Genomic DNA, 25027 nt, shown 5'->3' with positions numbered 1-25027 from the left:
ACCGGGGGGTCACAGATAGCCCGGCAGGGGCTTGAGGCCGAACATCATGGCGCCGGCGTTCTGGTAGGTGATGTCGCCCATGAAGGCGTGCTGGGTGATCATCTGCGCATCGCGCACCTGCGCCGCCAGCGGGCAGGATTCATAGACTCCGGACCCGCCCGACACCATCTGCGCGCGGCGCGTCACTTCTGCGGCCACGCGGGAGGCGTGGGTGGTCGACAGCCGCAGCATGCTGACCTGCTGATCGCTCGGCTTGCCACCGGCCAGCAGCACCTGCCACACGTCGTCGATGGCCTGGTAGAACCAGGCGCGCGCCGCGCGCAGTTCGGCGTCGATCTTCGCCATCTCGAGCTGCACGTAGACCCGCTCGCCGAGGTTGGGAGCGCCCGTCACCGAGGCGCGGCCGACCGCCATGCCGATGACCTCGTCGATGGCGGCGCGGGCGATGCCCAGGCCGACCACGGTGAGCACCTGCGCGGCGAAGGAAAGCGTCGGGTAGCGGTACAGCGGGGTGTCGAGCGAGGAGGCGCCGCCGCGCACGAAGGTCCATTCCTCCGGCACGACCACGTCCTTCACCACGATGTCGTGGCTGCCGGTGCCGAGCAGACCCATGACGTCCCAGTTGGGGGCGATCTGCACCTTGTCGCGCGGCATCACCGCCATGCGCGGCAGGCCGGAGCCGTCGGCGTTCTTCGGCAGGATGCCGGCGCCGACCACTTCGGCGCCCATGCTGCCGCTTCCCCAGCTCCAGCGGCCGCTGACCTTGTAGCCGCCCTCGACCAGCTCGGCCGGCTGCGGCGGAAAGATGCCGCCGGCGAACACCACGTCGGGGCCGTTGGCGTACAGCTTTTCCAGCGTCGCCACCGGCAGCGCGGCCAGATACACGCCGCCGATGCCGAAGCTCGCCACCCAGCCGGCGGAGCCGTCGGCGCCGGAGAGGGTCTCGATCAGTTCGCAGAACTCGGCGGGCGATTTCTCGTCGCCGCCGAAGCGCTTGGCCACCAGCGCGCGATACACGCCGATTTTCTTGAAGCTTTGGATGATGTCCGGCGAGATGAAGCGCTGGGCCTCGAATTCCTTGCGCCGCGCGCGGATGTCGCGCAGTAGTTCGTCCATGTCGCTGGCGGACGGCGCTGCGGCCGCAGCCACGCGCTCAGGGGGTTCCTTCAGGCTTGCCAACATTGACGCCTCCGGGTTTCGGTTAGTGTTGGTTCAGACGGCCGGCGATCTGCCGCGCCACCGCACAAAGCAGCTCGTCCTGGCCCTTGGCGGCCACGAGCTGCAGGCTCATCGGGAATTCGCCAGCCGGGAGCGGGATGGCGATGGCCGGATGGCCGGAAAGATTGAACGGCCGCACCAGAGAGGTCATGCCGACCAGCTTGCTGGTGTCGGCGGCCTCGGCCACGCGCGGCGGCGCATCGGCCATCGTCGGTAGGGCCAGCACCGGGAAGTCGCGCAGCGCCGCATCGACCTGCGCGGTGAAGGCAGCGCGCACCCGCTCGGCGGCCTGCACGTCGGAGGCGGTGGTTTTCGAGGCGGCCAGCAGGCGGCGGGCGACGTCCTCACCGACGAGGCCCGTCTCCACGAGGTGCCCGCAGGCGGCCCAGGTTTCGGCGTTGATCACCACCAGGCCGGCATCGTAGGCGGGCACGAACTCGCTCAGGCTGACGCGGCCGCTGGCGAAACCGCCGGCGGCGACCGCAGCGTCCACCGCGGCGCGGATCTCGGCCCGGGCCGCGACCTCGACCAGGCCGATCGCCACGCCCGCGGTATCGGGCAATTCGCCGAAGCTCGGGTCGATGGCGCGCATGCAGCCGATCAGGGCGTCCATGTCGTCGGCGAAGGGGCCGACGCAGTCCAGGCTGGTGTGCGCCGGCATCACGCCGTCGCGGCTGACGCGGCCGAAGGTCGGCTTGAGGCCGAACACGCCGCAGCAGGCCGCCGGAATACGCACTGAACCGCCGGTGTCGGTGCCGAGGGCGACCTCCGCCAGACCCGCGGCCACCGCAACCGCCGAGCCGCTCGACGAGCCGCCCGGAACGAAATCGGGAAAGCGCACGTTTAGCGGCGTGCCGGTCCAGGCGTTGAGGCCGGTGGTGCCGAAGGCCAGCTCGTGCATGTTGGCCTTGCCGACGATGTGGTAGCCGGCGGCGAGCAGGCGCTCGACCACCACCGCGTTGGACGCGGCGGGCGCTGCATCGTCCAGCGCACGGCAGCCGGCGCGCGTCGGTACGCCAGCGATGGCGATCGTGTCCTTGATCGCCACGCGCGGGCCACTGCCGCCCAGATCCAGCTCCGCCACAAAAACGCCCATCACCGCACCCTTGTCTCTCGTTGGTCCAACGCTCCGCTCGGCGGAGCTGATTTGCTTTGTTGGTGTCGAGATTAGGTACGATTGCGTGACGTGTCAATAGATTTTTCATGTGAATGTTCACTTATTATCTCCCAGATCCCGGGGCGATGCCCTGCGTGAGACGCCGCCTACAAGGCGGCGCCAGGGGATCAGTCCTGCGCTACCGGCGGCTCTCCGCGCAGCACGTGGGCGTGGCCGCGGCCGTCGCCCACGCGGCGCGTGAAGCCGACGCGGTCGAGGAACTCGAGGATCTGGATCGCGCGCTTGCGGCCGCCGCCGATGCGGTCGCGAAAATCGGCGGCGCGGATCCGGCCGTCGTTGCCGGCGGCGAGTTCGGCGGCGATCGCACACAGCCGACCGACGGTCGGCCGCGGGTAGAACAGGTCGCGCACCACCTGGAAAACTTCGCCGCGCATCGCCATGCGCCGCAGCAGGCCGCGCGTGGCAGCTTCGTCGAGCGCGCACAGGCCGGCGAGGTCGCGCACCCAGGGCGGGTCGCAGTCGCCGGCAAGCAGATGAGACGTCAGCGCATCGGCACGCTGGCGGTCCGCAGGGCTGAGCTCCACGGTGTGCGTCGGCAGATGCCAGGATGAACCGGTGCGCGCCACGCGGCCTTCGCCCAGCAGCTCCTCCAGGCGGGCGAGGAACACCGCGGACGTCAGTTGCGGCATGCACATCCGCCGCAGGCGCTCGCGCTCGACGCCCGGCTCGTCGGCAAACTGCGCGTGATGCGCGGCCAGCCGCGCCAGCACGGCGTCACCCAGCGCAGCCCAGGCGGCCGGCGAGAAGATGCAGCCGCCTGCCTTCGCCCCGACGTGCCGGGCGGCGGGCAGCAGATCAGTCAGGCCGCGGCCGGGCAGGTTGTGCGCCAGGGCGAGTTCTTCCACATCCAGCCCGCAGGGGGCGCGCTCGACCAGGGCGGCGAGCCGTGTGGCGCGATCCGGGTCTTCGAGCACGGCCAGCACCGCGAGGCGCTCGGGGCGGCGGCGGTGGCGTGCGGGCGGAAAGGGATCGAGCACGCGGCCGCCGCCCAGCGTCTCGCTGCCCGCGGCGTCGCGGATCACGATGCGATCGCCGCAGCAGGCGAAGATCGGCCGGTCGCACACAGCCTGGACGAAGCCGCTCGCGCCCGGCGCGAGACCGCCCGCCTCAAGGGCGCCATCGAGCAGCGCCAGCCGCGCCATGGCGTGTCCGCCGGCGTGATGCAGCGTCACGCCGGCCCACTGGCCCAGCTTCCGCGGTCCGTCGGGCAGCAACTGCAGGCGCAGGTCGATGCGGTCGGTGGCGCGCGCCGGCTGCGGCGTCAGCAGCCAGTCGCCGCGTTCGATTTCGCCGTAGTCGATGCCGGCGAGATTGACCGCGCAGCGGCTGCCCGGGCCGCCGGCTTGCGCCACGCGGTTGTTCACCCGCAGGCCGCGCACGCGCACTTCGCGCCGCAAGCCGTCCGCGCGCGCGAGGAGCACCGTGTCGCCCGCACGCACCACGCCGGCATGCACGGTGCCGGTGACGATGGTGCCGGCGCCGGGGAGCGCGAAGCGGCGATCGACCACCAGCCGGAAGCCGGCGTCGGCGAGCGGCCTTGCCTCGTCGCGGGCGATCGCATTCAGGTGCGCGCGCAGCGCGTCGATGCCGGCCCCGGTGACCGCCGACACGGCGAAGATCGGGCTGCCAGCCAGCAGGGTGGGCGCGAGCAGCGCGGCAATGTCGGACTCCACCTCCGCGACGCGGTCGGGCGCCACGCGGTCGCACTTGGTCAGCGCCACCGCGCCGCGCGCGATTCCCAGCAGATGCAGGATCGCCAGGTGCTCGCGCGTCTGCGGCATGACGCCGTCGTCGGCGGCGACCACCAGCAGGGCGAAGTCGATGCCGCTGGCGCCCATCAGCATGGTCGGGATGAAGCGCTCGTGGCCGGGCACGTCGATGAAGCCGAGGGTGCGCGCGGCGTCGGCCGCGTTGCCGCCTTCCACCGGCGCATAGGCATAGCCGAGCTCGATGGTGATGCCGCGCGCCTTTTCCTCCGGCAAGTGGGTGGTGTCCACCCCGGTGAGCGCGCGCACCAGCGTGGTCTTGCCGTGGTCGATATGGCCCGCGGTGCCGATCAGCATGGGCGCCCGCCCCGCGCTGCGGGTGTCGTCAGTCGCTCGGCGAGTTGCGCCACGAAGGCCGCCTCGTCCTCGCTGCGCAGGCAGCGCAGGTCCAGCCACAGCGCATTGTCGGCGATGCGGCCGATGACCGCCAGCGGCAGGCCGCGCAGCGCCTGTTCGAGCCGGTTCAGCGTGCCGCCCTTGCGCTGCGGCCGGCACACGAGGCCAGCGGACGGCAGGCGGTCTACCGGCAGGCTGCCCGAGCCGATCTGCGAGCGCATCGGCTCGACGGTGACGGCGAGCGGCCAGCCGGCCAGCGCGCGCGCGAGCGCAGGTTGCAGGCGCTCGGCCTGGGCGAGGATCTCCGTCTGCGGGCGTGTCAGCAGCCGCAGGGTCTCGAGGCGCTGGGGCAGGCGTTCCGGGTCGCGGTACAGGCGCAGCACCGCTTCGAGCCCGGCCAGCGTGATCTTGCCCACGCGCAGCGCGCGCTTGAGCGGGTTCTTCTTGAGCTTGGCGATCAGCTCGCGGCGGCCGACCAGGATGCCGGCCTGCGGGCCGCCCAGCAGCTTGTCGCCGGAGAAGCTGACGAGGTCGGCGCCGGCTGCGATCGCCTCGCGCGGCGTCGGCTCGTGCGGCAGGCCCCAAGCCTCCAGCGCGGTGAGCGTGCCCGAGCCGAGATCCTCGACGAAGGGCAGGCCGCGCGCATGGGCGATGGCGGCCAGCTCGGCCCGCGGCACCACCGTGGTGAAGCCTTCGATGGCGTAGTTGCTGGTGTGCACCTTTATCAACATTGCGGTGCGCGGGCCGATGGCCTCCTCGAAGTCGCGCGCGTGGCAGCGGTTGGTGCAGCCGACCTCGACCAGCCGCGCACCGGCCCGCTTCATGATGTCGGGCACGCGGAAGGCGCCGCCGATCTCGACCAGCTCGCCGCGCGACACGATCACCTCCTTGCGCTGCGCCAGCGTGTTGAGCAGCAGGAACACCGCCGCAGCGTTGTTGTTCACCACGGTGGCGGCCTCGCCGCCTGTCAGCTCCACCAGCAGCTCGTCGATCAGGTCGTCGCGGTCGCCGCGCCCGCCGGATTCGATGTCGTACTCCAGCGCGCAGGGATGACGCGCGGCATCGACGATGGCGGCGATCGCCTCTTCCGGCAGCGTCGCGCGGCCGAGGTTGGTATGCAGCACCGTGCCGGTGAGGTTGAAGACACGCCGCAGCGTCGACCGGCTCGCAGCCTCGATGCGCCGCACGACGGCCTCGACCAGCGTCGCGCCCGCGGGCAGCTCGCCACCCGCGCGCATCGCCTCGCGCACCGCGGCGAGTTCCGCGCGGACGGCATCGGTGACGGGGCGACGGCCATGCGCTTGCGCCTGCGCGAGCAGCGCGGGCTCGGCCAGCAGACGGTCCACCGCCGGGAGGGAGGCCAGTTTTTCCATGGTCATGACACAGGCCCGGACCGGGCATCTGGTTTGGACACCCAGTCTAGCGGACAACATCGCACCGCGTCCTTGCGGGCCGAACGAGGCACGCCGGTCGCGTGCCCCATGCTCAACCCGAACGGCAAGGTCCTGTCAGCGAGCCTCGCGTCACAGCAACGCGAACTTCGCCACGAAGGCGATGGCGATCAGCGCGACGGTCGCGGAGACGTCGCGCAGGCGCCCGGCCAGCAGCTTGATCGCCACATAGGAGATGAAGCCGAAGGCGATGCCATGCGCGATCGAGAAGGTGAACGGGATGGTGATGGCCGTCACCACCGCCGGAGTGGCTTCGGTCAGGTCGTCCCAGTCGATCTCGGCCAGGCCGCGCGACATCAGGATGGCGACATAGCACAGCGCCGGCGCGGTGGCGAAGGCCGGCACGGTGGCGGCCAGCGGTGCGAACACGATGCAGCCCAGGAACAGCAGCGCGACGACCACCGCGGTGAGCCCGGTGCGCCCGCCCGCGGCGGTGCCCGCGGCCGATTCGACATAGGCGGTGGTCGACGAAGTACCCAGCCCGGCACCGGCGACGATCGCCACCGAATCCGCCAGCAGCGCCTTCTTCAGGCGCGGCAGGCGGCCGGACGCATCGAGCAGGCCGGCGCGGTGACAGACGCCGATCAGTGTGCCCGAGGCATCGAACAGCTCCACCATGAAGAAGGTCAGCACCACCGACAGCAGCCCGGCGTTGATCGCGCCGGCAAGGTCGAGCTGCAGGAAGGTCGGCGCCAGCGAGGGCGGCGGCGCCATGACGCCCCTGAACTCGGTCAGCCCCAGCGCCACCGAGGTGCCGGTCACTGCCAGGATGGCGATGATGATCGCGCCCGGTACCTTGCGGTACTCCAGCGCAGCGATCAGCATGAAGCCCGCCGCTGCCAGCAGCGGCCCCGGCGCGTGGATGTTGCCCAGGGTCAGCAGCGTCGCCGGATGCGCGACCACCAGCCCGGCATTCTTCAGCCCGATGATGGCGAGAAACAGGCCGATGCCGGCAGAGATCGAATATTTCAGCGAAGTCGGGATCGCGTTGACGATCCACTCGCGCACCTTGAACAGGCTCAGCAGCACGAACAGGCAGCCCGAGATGAACACCGCGCCCAGCGCCGTCTGCCACGTGTAGCCCATGCCCTGCACCACAGTGAAGGCGAAGTAGGCGTTCAGGCCCATCGCCGGCGCCATCGCCACCGGGTAGTTGGCATATAGCCCCATGATCGCCGTGCCCAGCGCCGCCGCCAGGCAGGTGGCGACGAACACCGCATCGCGCGGCATGCCCGCAGCAGACAGCACATCGGGATTGACGAAGACGATGTAGGCCATCGTCAGGAAGGTCGTCAGGCCGGCCACGACCTCCGTCCTGACCGTGGTGCCATTGGCCTGCAACTGGAACAAGCGCTCGAGCATGGGCGACCCCCCGACCAAAGCTGAAGAGTACAACAGGTCGATGACGGGCCGGAGCGACGGGCGCTGGCGGTCGCGGACGGGCTCGCACGGCGCCGCCGGCCCGTTGGAATGCCGCCCATGCGGCTGCTATTGTGGAATCGACGGCGCCTGCTGGGGACCTCGGGATTCGGAGACATGCGCATGGCAGATATCTTTGTCAGCTATCGGCGGGGCGACAGCGCGGGCCACACCGGCAGGCTGGTCGACAGCCTCGAGCGGCACTTCGGCCGCGACGCCGTGTTCCAGGACGTGCAGTCGATCGCTGCCGGGCGCCGTTGGGACGACGTCATCCGCGACGGCGTGAGCACCTGCCGCGTGCTGGTCGCCGTCATCGGTCGCGACTGGCTCACGACCGCCGCCGAGGGGACGCGCCGCCTCGATGATGCTGAGGACCATCTGCGGCGCGAGATCACCACCGCGCTGGCGCGCGACATCCCGGTGATACCGGTGCTCGTTGATGGCGCGCCGATGCCCGCAGCACAACAACTACCGGACGACCTGAAACCCCTCGCACGCTGGCAAGCCCACGAACTGACCGATTCGCGCTGGGAATACGACACCGGCCGGTTGATGACGATGATCGAGCGTACGGCCGGAATCGCCCCTGCCATCGCAGGCAGGCAAGCCCAGGCGCAGCCAGGCCCCGCCCGCGACCGTCGCCGCGCGGTGGCCGCCGCGGGCGCTGCCGCCGCCGTCGCCGCCATCGCGTGGTTCGCCTGGCCCACGTCGACCAGCGAGGGCATCACACCTTCCGAGCCGTCCGGCGGAACCGCGCCGGCCCCCACGCTCGCGCCAACACCGGCAGCCGAGATCGCACCCGTCCGGTTCGACGGCGACTGGTATGACGAAGAAGCGACCCACTGGAGCATCCAGGTCCGGCAGGACAAGGTGGAAATCAACCACACCGCGCCCGGCACCGGCACGGCGATCGGCCATGCCCAAGGCACGATCAGCGACCGCACGATCAGCTTCGAGTATGTCGTGATGGTGCCTGAGGAGCCGCGCCTGAACGGCCAGCTCGTGCTCTCGGACGATGGCACGCGCCTCACCGGGGTACTTTCCGACATGGCCAACGGCGGCAACACACGCGTGGTGCTGCATCGGAGAACCGGCTGAAGTCACCTGGCGGCGCCGCGCGCCGGGAAACGAAAAGAAGTGTTTGGCCGGTCATGACCCCTCTGCACGAACTGCTGAGCCGAATTCGGTGGGACGCCGAATTCGGCGCTGCGGATTTCGTCGTGGGCTATTACGATCGTGTCGCCGGCGGCATCGTGCGGGTGGACATGCAGGCCTTGTCGGTCGACCCGGACAACCATTCCCTGCTCGATCTGATCGATGAGGACGGCGTGGTACGCAGCATGCCGATGCATCGCGTCAGGGAAGTGTTTCGCGACGGCGAGCTGATCTGGAAACGGGAGCCAGGACGGACATGAACGACGGATTGCAGCGGCATCCCTGGTGGAAGGGCCACCGTGGCGAGTGGTACGTGGCGGTGCAGGGGCTGCTGTTCCTGCTCATCGCGTTCGGGCCGCGCAGCGCGTTCGGGCTGTCGCCGTGGCCGCAAAGCGCGGCGGGGCTGGCACATGCTGCAGGCCTCGCGCTGCTGGCGCTGGGCTTTACGGTCTGCGCCGTGGCCGCCTTGCACCTCGGCAACAACCTGACGCCACTGCCGCATCCGAAGGACGACGCCACGCTCGTCACCGGCGGCCTGTACCGCCTGGTCCGCCACCCGATCTATTTCGGCGTGCTGCTGCTCGCCTTCGGCTGGGCGCTGTTCGTGCAGGGCTGGCTCACGCTGGGCTATGCGGCGCTGCTGTTCGTGTTCTTCGACATCAAGTCGCGCAAGGAGGAAGCGTGGCTGATGGCGCGCTTTCCGGAATACGCGGCGTACCGGCGGCGGGTGCGCAAGCTGGTTCCCTTCATCTATTGACCCGGCCTGCGCCGGTGGGCGACAGGTCCGGGACTTCAGCGTCTCAGGCGATTTCCTTCGACGCGAGCGTGTAGCGGAAGGCGTCCGCATCCAGGCTGTCGAAGCGGCCGGTGGCGCTTTCGGCCTGCGGGTACATCAGGAAGGGCACGGCGGGGCCGGTGCTGCCCGGCAGCCGCAGGTCGTGGGCGTCGTTGTAGGCGAGCCAGTTCATCTCCCAGGCGCCGAACAGGCGCTGGCGCACCGCCAGCACTTTCGGGTCGTCCAGCGCGAGCTGGCCGGGAGGCTCCTCGAGCACCACCTTGCGCACGTCGGCGGGGTCGACCGGCACCCAGCCGTAGCGCTCCAGGAAGACCTCGGCGCGGCAGTGCTGGGCCTTGGAGATGTTGCCGCTCTTGCCCAGGCTCTTGTAGCCGAAGCGCGAATCCGCCACGCGAATGCCATACACGTCGCGCGCGGGCAGGCCGGCGGCGCGGCACAGGCCGACGTACAGCGCGCTGAGGTCGGCGCACTTGCCCGACAGGTTGCCGGTTTCCAGCATGCTCTGGATGTCGCCGAGGCCGCAGCCGCGGGTGCTCGGTTCGCGGAAGGTGTTGTCCACCACCCATTCGTAGATCGCGCGCGCCTTGTCCTCGTCGGTTTTCGCGCCGCGGACGATGTCGCGCGCGGTGCTGCGCACGATGCCGTCGGTGGGCAGCAGCGCGGTGGCGCGCGTGTACAGCTTGCGCTCGGCCGCGGCCAGCGTGATCGGCCTGGCCGCCGGCTTGCTGAAGTCGATGGCGCGGTCGCGAGTGGCGAAGCGGCTGACGACCTCGAGCACCGGCTCGCCGGTGCTGGCGCTCCATTCGGCGTACAGCATCTGCGCACCGGAGGCGGCGTCGCCCACGACGCGCATCACTGCCGCGTTGCCCTGCCACAGGTTGCCCATCGGCCGTTGCCAGGCCGCATCGTCCATCGACGGCAGCGGCACCCAGGCGCGGATCACGCCGTCGGCGGGGCTCGGTTCGATGCGGGTGGTGACTTCGAAGCGACGCCAGCCGGACTCGGGCGTGGGCGCGAAAGGCGGGGGGGACATCGCCGCGGCGGCCGGCGACGCGAGCTGCGCGGCGCGGCCGACGGTGGGCATGGCGATGGCGGCGGCGATGACGGAAGTCTTGAGGAAACTGCGACGGTTCATTCTGCTTGTCCTTTCGATTCTTTGCCGGCCAGCGCGCGCACGCGCGCCTGGATGGCGGGGTCGCGCCAGTCGGCCTCGCCGATCACGCGGTAGCGCGCCTGGTGGCCGGCGTCCAGCACATAGGTGGTGGGGATCATGCGGGCGTTCCACGCGCGCGCGATGGCCTGGTCGGGGTCGGCGACGACGACGGTGTGATCCATCAGGTAGTCGGCGAGGAAGCGCCGGGTGTCCGCCGCGCGGTCGGCCACCGCAACGGTGATCAGCGCCAGGCCCGGTTCGCTCTCGTCGAGTTCGACCAGCGCCGGCATTTCCTTGCGGCAGGGCTCGCACCAGCTCGCCCAGAAATTGACGATCACCGCCCGGCCGCGCACCGCGTCCAGCGCCTGCTGCAGCGCGGGCGGGGCGGGTGGCAGCCTGGGTGATGTTTCGAGGCCGGCTGCGGAGGCCGGGGAGATACCAGCCGCCAGGGCGGCTGCGAGCAGCGCGGTGCGAAGCGAGGCGATCGGGTTCACGCGAACATGTCCTCGTAGCTGGAGCGTGCCCAGTTGAAGTCCTGGATCACGGTCTCGGGCTTGCGCTCGTTGTAGTCGATCTGGGTCTGCTCGATGACGCCCTTGTCATTGACCTTGTAGTCGAACTGCACCGAGATGCCGAGCTGCGGACTGCTGTCGACCATCATGAAGCACAGGTTGTCGGGCAGCCGGTAGGCCGGCTCGCGCCCGGCCTCACGCTCGGCGATGTAGTAGGCGACGATGCGGGCATGGCGGTTGGCGACGTGGCCGGCCTTGGGATAGAAGGCGAACTGCTCGGACACGAAGCCGACCGCGTCGCCGATCACGAACACGTCCTTGTCCTGGCGGTGGTGCAGGAACAGCGGATCGACGTCGGCCCAGCCGGCACCGGGCTTGCCCTGGCCGGGCGGCGTCACGACACCGGCCTTCCAGGCGAGGTCGCCAGCCTGGTGCGGCGCCATCAGGATGGCATGGTCGAAGTCGAAGTCGCCCGCCTCGGTACGGATGTGCTTCCTGAACGGGTCGAGCTCCTCGACGCGCGCATTCGGCACGTAGCTGATGATGTCCTTGTACAGCTCCTCGAACGCCGACTTGAAGCCGGGGCCGATCGGGCGCACGCCGTCCTTGTGGTCGAGGATGGTGATCCTGCCGGGAATCTTCTTGTTGCGGAACATCGACGCGATCAGGCAGGCGCGCTCGTAGGGGCTGGGCGGGCAGCGATGCGGCGGCGGCGGCAGGCTCATGACGAGGTGGCCGCCCTTGAAATCCTGCAGCGCGCGCTTGAGGCGGAAGTGCTCCGCGCTCGGGATGTAGGCCGCCGGGAAGCGCGCGCGCGTGGCTTCGGCCATGCGGCGGTCGTTGGCGAACCAGGCTTCGTAGTTGTAGCGGATGCCGGGCGACAGGATCAGGTAGTCGTAGTGCAGGCTGCCGGCCGCGGTGACGACCTGCTTGCGGTCGCGCTCGATCTCCAGGATCTCCGTCTGCACGAAGCGATAGCCGTACTTCTCCGACACGCCGAGGTAGTCGTGGGTGAGGAACTGGGTGTCCACCACGTCGACCAGCCACTTGTTGCTCATCGGGCAGGAAAAGAACACCGGGTTGCGCTCGAGCAGCACCACTTCCAGGTGCGGCGCGAGCTGGCGCAGGTACTTGGCCGCGGTGACCCCGCCCCAGCCGCCGCCGCAGATCACCACCCGCGGCATCTTGCCGCGCGGGATCAGCGTGTCGCCGGAGCGCCCGATCAGGAAGGGCAGCTTGCCCGTCGCCGGCGGATTGGGTGTCGCACCCTGCGCCAGGGCGGGCGAGGTCGCGGCGCCGGCGGCCAGCGCGCCGGCCGATGCCAGAAAGCGCCTTCGCGAGGCGCTGTGGTCATGTGTCATCGAACTCTCCCGATCAAACACAGCCGCCCCGGTGCGGGATGCCGCCGGGGCTTAATGGCCGGGCGCGAGGCCCGGCAGGGTTGGCGGACGAAAGACCGCCGGTCCGGACAGCCGATATGCAGATCGGCCGGATGTGTCCGGTGGTGCTCATGGCCCAGCGTGCCGCAAGGGCGGCAGGTTGGACCGGAAAGGGGTGCTCGCCGTCGGACGGCCCGCGGGCCGGATCAGACTACAGGCGGCCGGCTTTGTCCAGAAGGTGCATGCAAGTAAGTGCTGCGAATCCGGTCAGGCGGCGGGGGATGCGCTCCGCGTTCTGCGCAACTCGACCTCGCTCCGCTCGGGACTCGGACAGTGCTCGCCCGCTCCACGCATCCCCCGCCGCCTGACCTACCCCATTGAAGGTTCCGGCCCACCTCTACGCCATCTCAGAAACCCAAGGTTCTCCACGCCGGATCCATCACCCGCCCAAGGTAGGCGGCGGCGCCGGCCTGGGCGGCGACTTCGGGGATGAGCGCATCGGGCACGATGCCGTGGCTGGCCATCGCGGTGGGGCAGGCCAGCAGGCGCACGCCGAGGGCCAGCGCCTCGCGGCGGAAATCGGCCACCGACTTGCCGCTGCCGGCGGCGGCCTCGATGCGCTCGGCGCAGCCCTGGCGCAACAGCTCCACCGAGCGCGCGGTAAAGTACATCTCCACCTCGACATCCATCGCCGCGGCGGCGGCGGCGAAATAGAAGGGGGTGGCGCACAGCTCCGGCCTTGACGGATCGGCCGCCCACACCAGGATGGCGAGCTTGTCCGCGTACACCTCAGAACTCACGGTTGTCCTCGTGGAACAGCGGCGCGGCAAAATCGGCGAGGTCGCGGAAGGCGTAGCGATCCATGATGCGTTCGATCTGCGGCTGCGCCTCGGCCCAGCCCGGCAGCAGACCTTGGGGCACCGGGGCGGTGGCCTCCAGCTCGACCAGCCAGGCGGCGAAGGGGTCACGGTTCATCGCACGCGCGGAAGGGTCCAGCGCCGGGTTGGCCGCCAGCAGGCGCGCGGCGAAAGGCGTCTTGACCGGGAACACCGTCTTGCCCGCCTCGAGCAGGCCGAAGCCGCGCCCCGCCGCCAGCTCCACGCCAGTCGGCTTGGGCGTGAACAGCAGGATCTCGCCCGACAGCGCGATACCGAAGCGGGTGACGCCGACGCGGTAGCGCCCGCCGCCCAGCAGCGCGAACCACAGGTGGCTTTCCGGGTGGTACAGCAGTTCATCGGGGAATTCGCAGCCGCGCAGCAGGGACATCGGCAAGGCTCGGACAGGTGGGGGCGATGATCGTACCGGACGCACGGCGACCGCGCCGGCAGAAGCGCGCGCCGCGGGCAGGGGAAGCGGTCAGCGCACGCCGCTAGGGCGTGAACAGGAACAGGTTGCGGCCGGCGCGCTCGAAGCCGGTGTCATCGACCAGCATGTCCAGCGCCAGCGTGGCCAGATCATCGGCAAAGGGGTCCACCATCGGGTCCTTTTCCATCGACACGATCTTCAGGCTGGCGTGGCACTCCGGGCAGGTTTCCGCCCTGACCGCCGGGTGCAGGGCGCCGCCCTCGCCCTCCAGGTGCTGGTAGGCGATGCCGCGGGTGTTGTGGCAGGGCACGCACTTGATGCGCGTCACATGCCATTCGCAGGCGCACAGGCTGCAGGTGGCGTAGCGCACGCCGTGGCCGGCGTCACCGATGCGCACGATGGAGGCCACCGGATGCGAGCCGCAGGCGGGGCACAGGCTGTCCTCGAAACCGGCGGGCAGGTCGGCCGCCCGCAACGCCAGTGCCTGCGAGGTCCACAGCACCTGCAACGTGGCGCCGAGCAGCGGCGCGATCGCCAGTTCGGCCGCATCGGTGAGCTGTTCGTCGGCGCGCAGGATGGCGTGCGCAAGCGCCTTCAGCCGGGCCGCCGGATATGCCGGCAAGTCGGCGATGACCGCCTGCAGGCTGGCCGGGGCGTGGGGCGCGACCGCGGCGGCGAGGGCGAGCAGCACGTCGAGCCAGTCGTCGGGCAGCGGCGCGCCCTGGGCGTCCAGCGGCGGCATGCCGTGCTGCCGGCAACGCGCCAGATGAGCAGCGTCCGGCCGTGTGGCCGGCAATCGACGTTGCAGTAGGGCGTGCTGGGCGTCGGCCAGGTGCGCAGCGAACAGCAGGAAGTCGCCCATCGAATGTCCGCTGGCCAGCGTACGCAGCCGCGCGGCACGATCGGCAAACACTTGCGGCAAAGGAAGGCGGTTGGGGCTGGCTTCGCCGGCGGCTTGGACGGCGATCTCTTCGGCGGAGAGCAGTTTCTGCATGTCTGTCCAGGAAGACGGGGCCCGGCGGCCCCGTGAAAAACGGGATCCGGCCCGTCCGCACACGCCGGATCGCGCGCGGACTCGCCGGAAAGGGCTCACTTGCCGGTCATCTGGCGGTACCAGGCGCGGTGGTGCTGCTTCGCCCAGGCTCGCGTGACGGTGCCGTACAGCATGGCGCGGATGGTGCCACGGACCCAGATCGCGGCATACACGTGCACGATGATGGCGATGATCATCAGCGTGGCGAAGCCGGCATGCAGCAGGGCGGCGAGGCGTATCGTGCCGATGCCGAAGTAGGCCGAGAAGTAGGCGCGCCAGATGACGATGCCCGAGGCGAACAACACCACCATGGCCAGCCCGAGGAACCAGAACAGCAGCTTCTGCCCGCCGTTGTACTTGCCCTGGATCGGCATGTTGTGGTCGTCGCCGTTCACCATCTCCTTCGCCCGCCTGACCCACTGCCAGTCGGTGTCGGTCATGCGGTTGAGGTGCTGGAAGCGGAAGAACATCACCACGAAGAACAGCATCATCACCACCCCGATGAAGGGGTGCAGGATGCGTGTCCACGTACCGCCGCCGAACAGGTAGGTGAGCGGAAACAGCGCCGGATGGAACAGCGCCAGCCCCGACAGCCCGAGCAGGATGAAGCAGATGCCCACCACCCAGTGGTTGGCCCGCTCGGACGCGGTGTAGCGCTGCAGGTCGGACGGATCGCGGATCATTTTTCGCCCTCCAGTTCCTTGTCGACTTCGGCCTCGATTTCCTTCGACACGTCGTTCGGACCCTTCATGACGTAGTGGAACAGCCCACCCAGCGCCGCGGCGGCGATGCCCGCCATCGCCAGCGGCTTGGTGATGCCCTTCCACAACGACACCGTCGGCGAGATCGCCGGGTCGGCCGGCAGGCCGCTGTACAGGCCCGGCTTGTCGGCGTGGTGCAGCACGTACATGACGTGGGTGCCGCTCACACCGGCCGGGTCGTACAGGCCGGCGTTGGTGAAGCCGCGCTCCTTCAGTTCGGCGACGCGCTCGTCGGCCCGCTCCTGCATGTCCTCCTTGGAGCCGAAGCTGATGCAGCCGGTCGGGCAGACCTTCACGCAGGCCGGCTCGAGCCCGACCGCGACGCGGTCGGAGCACAGCGTGCACTTGTAGGCCTTGCTGTCTTTCTTCGAGATGCGCGGCACATTGAAGGGGCAGCCGGTGACGCAGTAGCCGCAGCCGATGCAGTTCTCCTGGTGGAAGTCGACGATCCCGTTCGAGTACTTGACGATGGCGCCGGGCGACGGGCAGGCCTTCAGGCAGCCCGGATCCTCGCAGTGCATGCAGCCATCCTTGCGGATGAGCCACTCGAGGCCGCGGTCGGTCTCGACTTCGGCATAGCGCATGACGGTCCACGACTGATCGGTGAGGTCGCGCGGGTTGTCGTAGGTGCCCGCGCAGTTGCCGACCTCGTCGCGCAGGTCGTTCCACTGCATGCATGCCACCTGGCAGGCCTTGCAGCCGATGCACTGGGAGACGTCGATGAGCTTGGCGACCTGCGGGGTCTTGCGCGCCTGGGGCGGCTCGGTGGTCGTGGCCGAGCGCTTGGCGATGTCCAGCGATTGCAATGCCATGGCGATCTCCTCAGGCTTTCTCGACGTTGACCAGGAAGGACTTGAACTCCGGCGTCTGGGTGTTCCCGTCACCGACGAACGGCGTCAGCGTGTTGGTGATGAAGCCGTTCTTGGCCACGCCCTTGAAACCCCAGTGCAGCGGAATACCGACGTGGTGCACCGTCTTGCCGTTCACCGTGAGCGGCTGGATGCGCTTGGTCACCACCGCCACCGCCTTGATGTAGCCACGGTTGGAGCTCACCTTGACGCGGTCGCCGGCCTTGATGCCCTTCTCCGCCGCCAGCGCCTCGCCGATCTCGACGAACTGCTCGGGCTGGATGATGGCGTTGGACTCGACGTGCTTGGTCCAGTAGTGGAAGTGCTCGGTCAGGCGGTAGGTCGTCGCCGCATAGGGGAACTCGCTCGCCTTGCCGAAGGCCTCCATGTCGCCCTTGAACACCCGCGCTGCCGGATTCGACGTCGCCCCGGCATTTTCCGGATGCATGGGATTGACCCCGATCGGCGTCTCGAAAGGCTCGTAGTGCTCGGGGAAAGGCCCTTCGTTCATCATGCCGCGGGCAAAGAAGCGCGCCACGCCCTCGGGGTTCATGATGAAGGGCCCCATGCCGTCCTCGGGCGCGGAGTCCGCCTTGTAGTCGGGCACGTCCGAACCCGCCCAGCGGCCCTGCCCGGCATCCCACCACACCTGCTTGCGCTTCGCATCCCAGGGCTTGCCGGCGGGATCGGCGGAGGCGCGGTTGTAGAGGATGCGGCGGTTGGCTGGCCAGGCAAAGGCCCAGCCCAGCGTCTGCCCATTCTGGTACGGGTCCGCGTTGTCGCGGCGAGCCATCATGTTGCCCTTTTCCGTCCACGCGCCGGAGAAGATCCAGCAGCCGCAGGCGGTGGAGCCGTCGTCCTTGAGCTGGGCGAAGCCGTCGAGCAGCTCGCCGGCCTTCTTCACCACCTTGGTCGGATCCTTCGCGTCGAGCTGATCCGCCAGCGCCTTGCCGTTGTACTCCTTGGCCAGCTCGTCCGGCATCGGTTCGTGCGGGACCCGGTACGGCCAGGTCAGGTTCAGGATGGGATCGGGGAAGGCCCCGCCATCCTTGCGGTACATGTCGCGCAGGCGCAGGAAGAGGCCGGCCATGATCTCCGGATCGGACTTCGCCTCGCCCGGCGGCTCGGCGCCCTTCCAGTGCCACTGCAGCCAGCGCCCGGAGTTGACGATGGAGCCATCCTCCTCGGCGAAGCAGGTGGAGGGCAGGCGGAACACGGCAGTCTGGATGCCCGCCGGATCCACGTCGTTGAACTCGCCGTAGTTCTGCCAGAACTCGGACGTCTCGGTGGCGAGCGGATCGATGATGACCAGGAACTTGAGCTTGGACAGCGCCGCGCCGACCTTCGCCTTGTTGGGGAAGGAGTTCAGCGGGTTGAAGCCCTGCGCGACGTAGCCGTTCATCTTGCCCTGGTGCATCAGCTCGAACACCTGCAGCACGTCATAGGTCTTGTCGAGCTTGGGCAGGTAGTCGAAGGCCCAGTTGTTCTCCTTCGTCGCCGCGCCGCCGAACCACGACTTCATCAGGCTGACGTGGAACTTGCCGTAGTTCTGCCAATAGGAGAGCTGGCCCGGCCGCATCGGCTTGGGCGCACGCCTGGCGATGTACTGCTCGTAATCGGTCTCCTTCTCGCCCGGCAGGGTCATGTAGCCGGGCAGCAGGTTGGACAGCAGGCCGAGGTCGGTGAGGCCCTGGATGTTGGAGTGCCCGCGCAATGCATTCACCCCGCCACCGGCGCGGCCGATGTTGCCGAGCAGCAGTTGCACCATCGCCGCCGTGCGGATGATCTGCGACCCGGTGGAGTGCTGCGTCCAGCCCAGCGCGTACAGGATCGTCATCACGCGGTCGGGCGTATGCGTGGAGGCGAGCATCTCCGCCACCTGCAGGAACTTTTCCTTCGGCGTGCCGCAGATCTTCTCGACCATTTCCGGCGTGTAGCGGCTGTAGTGCGCCTTCATCAGGTTCCACACGCAGCGTGGGTCCTGAAGCGTCGGGTCGGTCTTGACGTAGCCGTCCTCGCCAAGCTGGTATTCCCAGCCCGACTTGTCGTAGCGGCGCTTCTCGGCGTCATAGCCGGAGAAGAAGCCGTCCTTGAAGGCGTACTCGTCCTTCACCAGGAAGCTCATGTCGGTGTAGGACTTGATGTAGTCCATGTGCACCTTGCCGCCGGCGATCAGGTAGTTGATCAAGCCGCCGAGGAAGGCGATGTCGGTGCCGGTACGGATGGGCGCGTACAGGTCAGCCAGCGCCGCCGAGCGCGTGAAGCGCGGATCGACGACGACGAGGCGGGCCTTGTTCTTCGCCTTCGCTTCGGTCACCCACTTGAAGCCGCAGGGGTGCGCTTCGGCTGCGTTGCCGCCCATGATCAGGATGACATCGGCGTTCTTGATGTCGCTCCAGTGATTGGTCATGGCGCCACGGCCGTACGTCGGGGCAAGACTTGCCACCGTCGGGCCGTGTCAGACACGCGCCTGGTTGTCGAACGCGAGCATCCCCAGGCTGCGCACCACCTTGTGCGTGATGTAGCCGGATTCGTTGCTGGAGGCGGAGGCGGCGAGGAAGCCGGTGGTCAGCCACCGGTTGACCGTCACGCCATCCGCATTCTGCGCGACGAAGTTGGCGTCGCGGTCTTCCTTCATCAGGCGGGCGATGCGGGTGAAAGCCTCGTCCCAGGTGATGCGCTTCCACTCCTTGCTGCCCGGCTCGCGCACTTCCGGATGTTTCAGCCGGTTCTTGCTATGCACGAAGTCGAGTAGGCCGGCGCCCTTCGGGCACAGCGTGCCGCGGTTGACCGGATGGTCCGGGTCGCCCTCGATGTGCATGATGCTCGCATGGACGTTCTTGGCTCCGTCGCCCAGGCTGTACATGATGATGCCGCACCCGACCGAGCAGTACGGACAGGTGTTGCGTGTTTCGGTGGTGCGCGCAAGCTTGAAGGTCCGGACTTCAGCGAGGGCGGCGGTGGGAGCGAACCCCATCGCGACCAGGCTGGAGCCCGACATGCCCGCGGCGCAGACCTTGAAGAATCCGCGTCTGGAGACTTGCATTGCCTCGTTTCCTCCTGGATGTGGACGGAACTGCATTGATCCCTCAGCAAATTCCATACCCCCACGAAGCAGGACGAATTCAGGGGCTCTGCGGCAATGGAGCGTAAAAAAACGGGGCAGATTGTCCCGTTATTGAACAATCTGCCCCGCTTCACTCCGCCTCAAGGTATCGCGAGCACGCTTCGTGCCCCGACACGCGGCGGGCTGGTCGATCAGCGCATCGCGCGCAACCGGGCGATGCGCTCCTCGGTGGCCGGATGGGTGGAGAACAGGCTGCGCAAGCCCCCGCCCGACAGCGGGTTCATGATCATCATCTGCGCGGTCTCGGGATGCTGCTCCGCGGTGTGCATCGGAATGCCGCGCGCGAAAGCGTCGATCTTGGCCAGCGCGCTGGCGAGCGCTTCCGGGTCGCCGGATATCTCCGCGCCGCCACGGTCGGCGCCGAATTCGCGCGTGCGGCTGATCGCCATCTGGATCAGCATGCCGGCCAGCGGCGCGAGGATCATCATCGCGATCGACACGATCGGATTGGGCCTGTCCTCGCTGTCACGATTGCCGAAGAACATGCCGAAGTTGGCCAGCATCGAGATCGCGCCGGCGACGGTGGCCGAGATTGTCGAGATCAGGATGTCGCGGTTCTTCACGTGCGCCAGCTCGTGCGCCATCACGCCGCGCAGCTCGCGCTCGGACAACATGCGGATGATGCCGCTGGTGGCCGCAACCGCAGCATGCTCCGGGCTGCGGCCGGTGGCGAAGGCGTTGGGCTGGTCCTCGTCGATGATGTAGACCTTGGGCATCGGCAGACCGGCGCGCTGCGCGAGGCCCTGCACCATGTTGTACAGATAGGGTGAGGTGGTGGCGTCGACTTCCTGCGCGTTGTACATGCGCAGCACCATCTTGTCCGAGAACCAGTAGGCCCAGACGTTCATCGCGCCGCCCATCAGCAAGGCCAGCAGCATGCCCTGCCTGCCGCCGATCGCCGCGCCCATCGCGCCGAACAGCGCGACGATGCCTGCCATCAGGATGGAGGTCTTGATCCAGTTTCCGAACATTGCGGCCTTCCTCTCGAATGAGTCCGTTTCAGCGCCCCATGTGGGGCCGCTGCGCCGCAATCTCAAGCGGCATGCGTTCCGCCGGTGGTGAAACGCTCGCCGACAGAGACCGCGAAACCGCGCAGGAATTCCCCTGAGGCCAAGCGCCGGCTGCCGGGGCGCTGTAACAGCGTGCAACGCAGTGCCCCCTTGCCGCAGGCCACGACGATGCCATCGTCACCGGCTGCGAGCACCGTTCCCGGCACGCCATCGGCATCGACCACCTGCGCCGACCAGAACTTGACCACGGTGTCGCGCAGCGAGGATGAGAGGCCGGGGAAAGGATCGAAGGCGCGCATCGCGCGCTCGATGTCGACTGCCGGCCTGGTCCAGTCGATGGAGGCCTCCGCACGGCCGATCTTGGCGGCGTAGGTGACGCCCGCTTCAGGCTGCGGCGTGGCGACGAGGCCGCCAGCCGACAGCACGCCGAGCGCCGCGACGATGCATTCGCCGCCGAGCGCGGCGAGGCGGTCATGCAGCGTGGCGGTGGTGTCGGTCGGCAGGATGGGCTCGGCACGGCGCAGCAGCATCGGCCCGGTGTCCAGCCCGGCATCCATCTGCATGATGGTGATGCCGGTCTCGGTGTCGCCCGCCTCGATCGCGCGGTGGATCGGCGCCGCGCCGCGCCAGCGCGGCAGCAGCGAGGCGTGGATGTTGAGGCAGCCCAGGCGCGGCAGATCCAGCACAGCCTGCGGCAGGATCAGGCCGTAGGCGGCCACCACCAGCACGTCGGGCGCACAGGCGACCAGGCGCGCGCGCTGCTCTTCGGTGCGCAGCTTCTCCGGCTGGTCGACCGCGATGCCTCGCGCCAGCGCAAGCTGCTTCACCGCGCTGGCGGTGAGCTTCATGCCGCGCCCGGCAGGTCGATCGGGCTGGGTGAGGACGAGCGGCACGTCGTAGCCGGCGTCGAGGATGGACCGGAGCGCGCGCGCGGCGAACTCGGGCGTGCCGGCGAAGGCAACGCGGAGGGGAGATGTCATCAGCGGACGGAAAAGGAAAGACCGGTGTGCAGGAAAGCGGACGGGATGCCGCCGCGCTCAGGCGGTGATGCGGGACTTCTTCGCCAGCTTGGACTTGATGCGCGTCTGCTTCAGCGCCGACAGGTATTCGACGAAGACCTTGCCGTCGAGATGGTCGAGCTCGTGCTGGATGCAGACCGCGAGCAGACCTTCGGCCTCGAGCTCGAAGGCTTCGCCCCTCTCGTTGAGCGCCCTCACCTTCACCCGCTCGGCGCGCCTCACGCTCTCGTAGATGCCGGGCACCGACAGGCAGCCTTCCTCGCACACCTGCTCGCCGGAGCGCTCGACGATCTCGGCGTTGATGAAGGCCATCAGCCCCGACTTGTCCTCCGTGACATCGATCACGACCACGCGCTTATGCACATTGACTTGCGTGGCGGCCAGGCCGATGCCCGGCGCCTCGTACATGGTTTCGGCCATGTCATTGATCAGTTGACGGATTTCGTCATCGACGGCGGCCACCGGCGCAGCCTTGGTGTGCAGCCGGGGATCGGGGTAGCGGAGGATGGGTAGGAGAGCCATGAATGCTTGCCGGGTTAAGCCTTTGAGTGCAGAATTTCAAGCGATTTGACATGCATTTGCATGTGCTGCGCCGGGTCGTGGCGGCGAGCATACGCCACGCGCCGCGGCCCGTTCAAACGATCGCGTTTTCACGAGCCTTGGACTCGTGAGGGTCGGCGGCGTTCCGGAGCGATCCGGACCACGCCGCGCCCCCCACCAACCGGAATCGAGCAATGATCCGAATTATATTCCCTCTCCTCGTCGGCATCGCGACGCTGCTTGCCGGGAACGCAGCAGCAGCGGGCGGCGCAACCCTGAGGAGCGATGCGCCCGACAGCCATGTGGTGGTGAAGGGCGACACGCTGTGGGGGATCTCCGGCCGCTTCCTGAACGAGCCCTGGCGCTGGCCGGAAGTCTGGCGCATGAACCGCGACCAGATCCGCAACCCGCACCTGATCTATCCCGGCCAGGTGATCCTGCTCGACCGCAGCGGCCCCTGGCTGAGCGTGGGCCGACGCATCGGCGGCACCCGCGACGACAAGCTCCATCCGAAGGTCTACAGCGAAGCGCTCAGCGAGGCGGTGCCCACCATCCCGCTGCAGGTCATCGAGCCCTTCCTCACCAAGCCGCTGGTCGTCGACCAGGCGCGCATCGACGGCGCCGCCACGATCGTCGCCACCGAGACCAGCCGCGTGCTGATGGGTTCGGGCGACACCGTGTTCGCCAAGAACGTGCGCGACGACGTCAAGGTGTGGCAGATCCTGCGTCCCACCCGACCGCTGGAAGATCCGGTGACGCACAAGGTGGTGGCCTATGAGGCGAATCACCTGGGCACGGCGCGGGTGAGCGAGTTCGGCGCGCCGGCCACGCTGGAGATCGTGTCGGCAGTGGAAGAGATCCAGGTCGGCGACCTCATGGTGCCGAGCGAGCAGCCGTCCGTGTTCGCCTATGCGCCGCACGCCCCGACGCAGGAGGTCGACGGCCGCGTGATGTCGATCTACCGCGGGGTGACGGAAACCGGGCGGTTGAACATCGTCACGCTCAACATCGGCGAGCGCGACGGGCTGGAGCGCGGCCATGTGCTGGCCCTGCACCGCAACCGTGGCGTCGCCGAATTCAAGGGCGACGAGGGCAAGGAAACCTTCGTGCTGCCGGACAAGCGCTATGGCGTCGGCCTCGTCTTCCGCGTGTTCGACCATGTCGCCTACGCGCTGGTGATGGAATCCGACGGTCCGGTGGTGATCGGCGACATGGTGCGCAAGCCCTGAACCCGAGCGATCTCCCGCGCTTGACGCCCGCCGAAGACCTTGCCGACTGGCTGCGGCTGACATCCATCCCCGGCCTGGGCGGCGAATCGCAGCGCCGCCTGCTCGCGGCGTTCGGCCTTCCCGGCCATATCTTCGCCGCAGGCCGCCCTGCGCTGTCGGGTGTCGTCGGCGGCGAGGCGGCCGACCTGCTGCTGTCACCACCCAGCCAGGCGGTCATCGACGCCGCCCTGGCCTGGGCGGCAGAACCCGGCAACCACGTCCTTACCTTGGCCGACGCCGGCTATCCACGCGCCCTGCTGGACATCGCCGACCCGCCGGTGCTGCTCTACGTGAAAGGCGATCCCGCGATGCTGCAACGCCCGGCGGTCGCCATCGTCGGCGCGCGCTCGGCCACCGCGCAAGGCGAAGCCAATGCCGAGGCCTTTGCCCGCGCGCTGAGCGAGCACGGACTGACCGTCGTCAGCGGGCTGGCGCTGGGCATCGACGCCGCAGCGCACCGCGGCGCCCTGGCCGCCGGCGAAGGCGGCACGGTGGCGGTGATCGGCACCGGTGCCGACCGCATCTACCCGGCGCGCAATGCCGCCATCGCGCGCGACATCGCCGCTCACGGCGCCATCGTCAGCGAGCTGCCGCTCGGCACCAATGCGCTGCGCCACAATTTCCCACGCCGCAACCGCCTCATCGCCGGCCTCGCGCAGGGCGTGCTGGTGGTGGAGGCGGCGCTCAACAGCGGCTCGCTGATCAGCGCGCGGCTGGCGACCGAGAACGGTCGCGAAGTGTTCGCCATCCCGGGTTCCATCCACTCGCCGCTGTCGCGCGGCTGCCACCGGCTGATCCGCGAAGGCGCCAAACTGGTGGAGACGGCCGAGGACGTGCTGGAGGAGCTGCGCGGCCGCCTCGGCTGGGCGGCGCAGACGCCCCGGACGCCCCGGGCACAACTCACAGCCGACAGAAGCGCCACTGCCGCGGCCGCGCCACCGCCTCGCCAGGCACCGCTGCCGATCGACGAGGACGCGGCCCGGGTGCTGCAGGCGATGGGCCACGACCCGGCGGACATCGACCAATTGGCGGGGCGCTGCGGCTTGACGGTGGACGCCCTCTACGCCATCCTCCTTGCCCTGGAACTGGATAGTCACATCGCCCGCTTGCCGGGCGGCCGCTTCCAGCGCGCCTGAACGGCGCAGCAACCGCACGACTCGCCAGGCTGCAGGCGGGCACCGTCGCCCAGGCACGCGACGGCAATTCAGGAGGCCTCCTTGTTCGACATCCTCGTCTATCTGTTCGAAAGCTACATCCACGCCAACGCCTGCCCCGAGTCCGAGCAGCTCGCACGCAAGCTCGCGGCCGCCGGCTTCGAGGACGACGAAATCTCCGAAGCGCTCGAATGGCTCGAAGGCCTGCGCCGCGTCACGCGCGAGCTGCAGCCGGGGATCGCGCCGGCGGAAGATTCGGTGCGGCTGTACGCCGACGACGAATGCGCGCGCCTGAGCACGGAATGCCGTGGCTTCCTGACCTTCATGGGCAGTTCCGGCGTGCTGGACGCTGCCAGCCGCGAACTGATCATCGAGCGCGCAATGGCGCTGGAGGGCTTCTCGATCACGCTGGAGCGGTTCAAGGTGATCGTCCTGATGGTGCTGTGGCAGCAGGAGCATCCGATGGACACGCTGATCGTTGACGAGCTGCTCACCGATGATGACGAGGGTGAATTCCAGCCGGTGCTGCACTGACCGGCCGGTGGCGACCACCCTCTTGCCTGTCCGCCGGACCGCTCCTTATCATCCGCCGCTTCCGAA

23 protein-coding genes are annotated in these 25027 nt (G+C 68.9%); 6 read left to right on the top strand and 17 right to left on the bottom strand.

Annotated features, from left to right (window positions below):
- Positions 1-9 precede the first annotated feature (9 nt).
- From GH664_RS07235 to GH664_RS07215, 5 genes are all read right to left on the bottom strand, one after another.
- The gene (locus GH664_RS07235; protein ID WP_153167367.1) at positions 10-1182 is read right to left on the bottom strand and encodes an acyl-CoA dehydrogenase family protein; all 1173 of its coding nucleotides are present in this window, start codon (positions 1180-1182) and stop codon (positions 10-12) included.
- A gap of 19 nt (positions 1183-1201) precedes the next feature.
- On the bottom strand, positions 1202-2314 hold the full coding sequence (locus GH664_RS07230; protein WP_153167366.1) for an amidase: 1113 nt from the start codon (positions 2312-2314) through the stop codon (positions 1202-1204).
- A 188-nt stretch (positions 2315-2502) separates the two neighbouring features.
- On the bottom strand, positions 2503-4458 hold the full coding sequence (gene selB / locus GH664_RS07225) for a selenocysteine-specific translation elongation factor (RefSeq protein ID WP_153167365.1): 1956 nt from the start codon (positions 4456-4458) through the stop codon (positions 2503-2505).
- Positions 4452-5876: an L-seryl-tRNA(Sec) selenium transferase gene (gene selA / locus GH664_RS07220; RefSeq protein WP_153167364.1), complete on the bottom strand. Its 1425-nt coding sequence runs from the start codon at positions 5874-5876 to the stop codon at positions 4452-4454. The genes selB and selA overlap by 7 nt, the downstream gene beginning before the upstream one ends.
- Positions 5877-6020: 144 nt before the next feature.
- Positions 6021-7310: an NCS2 family permease gene (locus GH664_RS07215; RefSeq protein ID WP_153167363.1), complete on the bottom strand. Its 1290-nt coding sequence runs from the start codon at positions 7308-7310 to the stop codon at positions 6021-6023.
- 180 nt (positions 7311-7490) lie between these two features.
- Between GH664_RS07215 and GH664_RS07210 the strand changes: the two genes are divergently transcribed.
- The 3 genes from GH664_RS07210 to GH664_RS07200 are packed head-to-tail and all read left to right on the top strand — an operon-like array spanning position 7491 to position 9279.
- Positions 7491-8465 (top strand): toll/interleukin-1 receptor domain-containing protein, encoded by a 975-nt coding sequence (locus GH664_RS07210; protein WP_194270346.1) that lies wholly within the window; start codon positions 7491-7493, stop codon positions 8463-8465.
- Between the two features lie 53 nt (positions 8466-8518).
- On the top strand, positions 8519-8782 hold the full coding sequence (locus tag GH664_RS07205; RefSeq protein ID WP_153167361.1) for a DUF504 domain-containing protein: 264 nt from the start codon (positions 8519-8521) through the stop codon (positions 8780-8782).
- Complete coding sequence (locus GH664_RS07200) at positions 8779-9279, top strand: isoprenylcysteine carboxylmethyltransferase family protein (RefSeq protein WP_153167360.1); 501 nt, start codon at positions 8779-8781, stop codon at positions 9277-9279. The genes GH664_RS07205 and GH664_RS07200 overlap by 4 nt, the downstream gene beginning before the upstream one ends.
- 43 nt (positions 9280-9322) lie before the next feature.
- Here GH664_RS07200 and GH664_RS07195 read toward each other — a convergent pair whose 3' ends face one another.
- The 12 genes from GH664_RS07195 to def all read right to left on the bottom strand — a co-directional run bounded on the left by GH664_RS07195 (position 9323) and on the right by def (position 21987).
- On the bottom strand, positions 9323-10453 hold the full coding sequence (locus GH664_RS07195) for a transglutaminase family protein (protein ID WP_153167359.1): 1131 nt from the start codon (positions 10451-10453) through the stop codon (positions 9323-9325).
- Positions 10450-10965, bottom strand: coding sequence for a TlpA disulfide reductase family protein (locus GH664_RS07190; protein ID WP_228111418.1), 516 nt, complete (start codon positions 10963-10965; stop codon positions 10450-10452). The genes GH664_RS07195 and GH664_RS07190 overlap by 4 nt, the downstream gene beginning before the upstream one ends.
- The gene (locus tag GH664_RS07185; protein WP_153167358.1) at positions 10962-12344 is read right to left on the bottom strand and encodes an NAD(P)/FAD-dependent oxidoreductase; all 1383 of its coding nucleotides are present in this window, start codon (positions 12342-12344) and stop codon (positions 10962-10964) included. The genes GH664_RS07190 and GH664_RS07185 overlap by 4 nt, the downstream gene beginning before the upstream one ends.
- Before the next feature lie 425 nt (positions 12345-12769).
- Complete coding sequence (locus GH664_RS07180; RefSeq protein ID WP_153167357.1) at positions 12770-13162, bottom strand: DsrE family protein; 393 nt, start codon at positions 13160-13162, stop codon at positions 12770-12772.
- Positions 13152-13628, bottom strand: a complete 477-nt coding sequence (locus tag GH664_RS07175) for a glycine cleavage system protein H (protein ID WP_153167356.1) — start codon at positions 13626-13628, stop codon at positions 13152-13154. The genes GH664_RS07180 and GH664_RS07175 overlap by 11 nt, the downstream gene beginning before the upstream one ends.
- Before the next feature lie 103 nt (positions 13629-13731).
- A complete protein-coding gene (gene fdhE, locus GH664_RS07170) occupies positions 13732-14661 on the bottom strand; it encodes a formate dehydrogenase accessory protein FdhE (RefSeq protein WP_153167355.1) in 930 nt (309 codons plus the stop codon).
- Between the two features lie 95 nt (positions 14662-14756).
- Positions 14757-15383, bottom strand: coding sequence for a formate dehydrogenase subunit gamma (locus tag GH664_RS07165; RefSeq protein WP_153167354.1), 627 nt, complete (start codon positions 15381-15383; stop codon positions 14757-14759).
- Positions 15380-16273 carry a formate dehydrogenase subunit beta gene (gene fdxH / locus GH664_RS07160; protein ID WP_153167353.1) on the bottom strand — a complete coding sequence of 298 codons (894 nt, stop codon included), beginning with the start codon at positions 16271-16273 and terminating at the stop codon, positions 15380-15382. The genes GH664_RS07165 and fdxH overlap by 4 nt, the downstream gene beginning before the upstream one ends.
- A 10-nt stretch (positions 16274-16283) precedes the next feature.
- Positions 16284-19355 (bottom strand): formate dehydrogenase-N subunit alpha, encoded by a 3072-nt coding sequence (fdnG, locus tag GH664_RS07155; protein ID WP_153167352.1) that lies wholly within the window; start codon positions 19353-19355, stop codon positions 16284-16286.
- A 212-nt stretch (positions 19356-19567) separates the two neighbouring features.
- Positions 19568-20407 carry a zinc metalloprotease HtpX gene (gene htpX, locus GH664_RS07150; RefSeq protein WP_153167351.1) on the bottom strand — a complete coding sequence of 280 codons (840 nt, stop codon included), beginning with the start codon at positions 20405-20407 and terminating at the stop codon, positions 19568-19570.
- Positions 20408-20469: 62 nt separating this feature from the next.
- On the bottom strand, positions 20470-21426 hold the full coding sequence (fmt, locus tag GH664_RS07145) for a methionyl-tRNA formyltransferase (protein WP_153167350.1): 957 nt from the start codon (positions 21424-21426) through the stop codon (positions 20470-20472).
- A 57-nt stretch (positions 21427-21483) separates the two neighbouring features.
- Positions 21484-21987, bottom strand: a complete 504-nt coding sequence (gene def / locus GH664_RS07140; protein WP_153167349.1) for a peptide deformylase — start codon at positions 21985-21987, stop codon at positions 21484-21486.
- Positions 21988-22199: 212 nt separating this feature from the next.
- Here def and GH664_RS07135 point away from each other — a divergent pair, with 212 nt between their 5' ends.
- The 3 genes from GH664_RS07135 (at position 22200) to GH664_RS07125 (ending at position 24961) form a co-directional block, all read left to right on the top strand.
- Positions 22200-23234, top strand: a complete 1035-nt coding sequence (locus tag GH664_RS07135; protein WP_153167348.1) for a LysM peptidoglycan-binding domain-containing protein — start codon at positions 22200-22202, stop codon at positions 23232-23234.
- Between the two features lie 20 nt (positions 23235-23254).
- The gene (gene dprA, locus GH664_RS07130) at positions 23255-24409 is read left to right on the top strand and encodes a DNA-processing protein DprA (RefSeq protein ID WP_153167347.1); all 1155 of its coding nucleotides are present in this window, start codon (positions 23255-23257) and stop codon (positions 24407-24409) included.
- 81 nt (positions 24410-24490) lie between these two features.
- Positions 24491-24961: a DUF494 family protein gene (locus GH664_RS07125; protein ID WP_153167346.1), complete on the top strand. Its 471-nt coding sequence runs from the start codon at positions 24491-24493 to the stop codon at positions 24959-24961.
- The last annotated feature ends 66 nt before the right edge of the window (positions 24962-25027 follow it).

The sequence above is a fragment of the Thauera sp. 2A1 genome (genome assembly GCF_009469595.2).
Classification (GTDB): Bacteria; Pseudomonadota; Gammaproteobacteria; order Burkholderiales; family Rhodocyclaceae; genus Thauera.
This window is presented reverse-complemented; position numbering and strand designations above follow the sequence as displayed.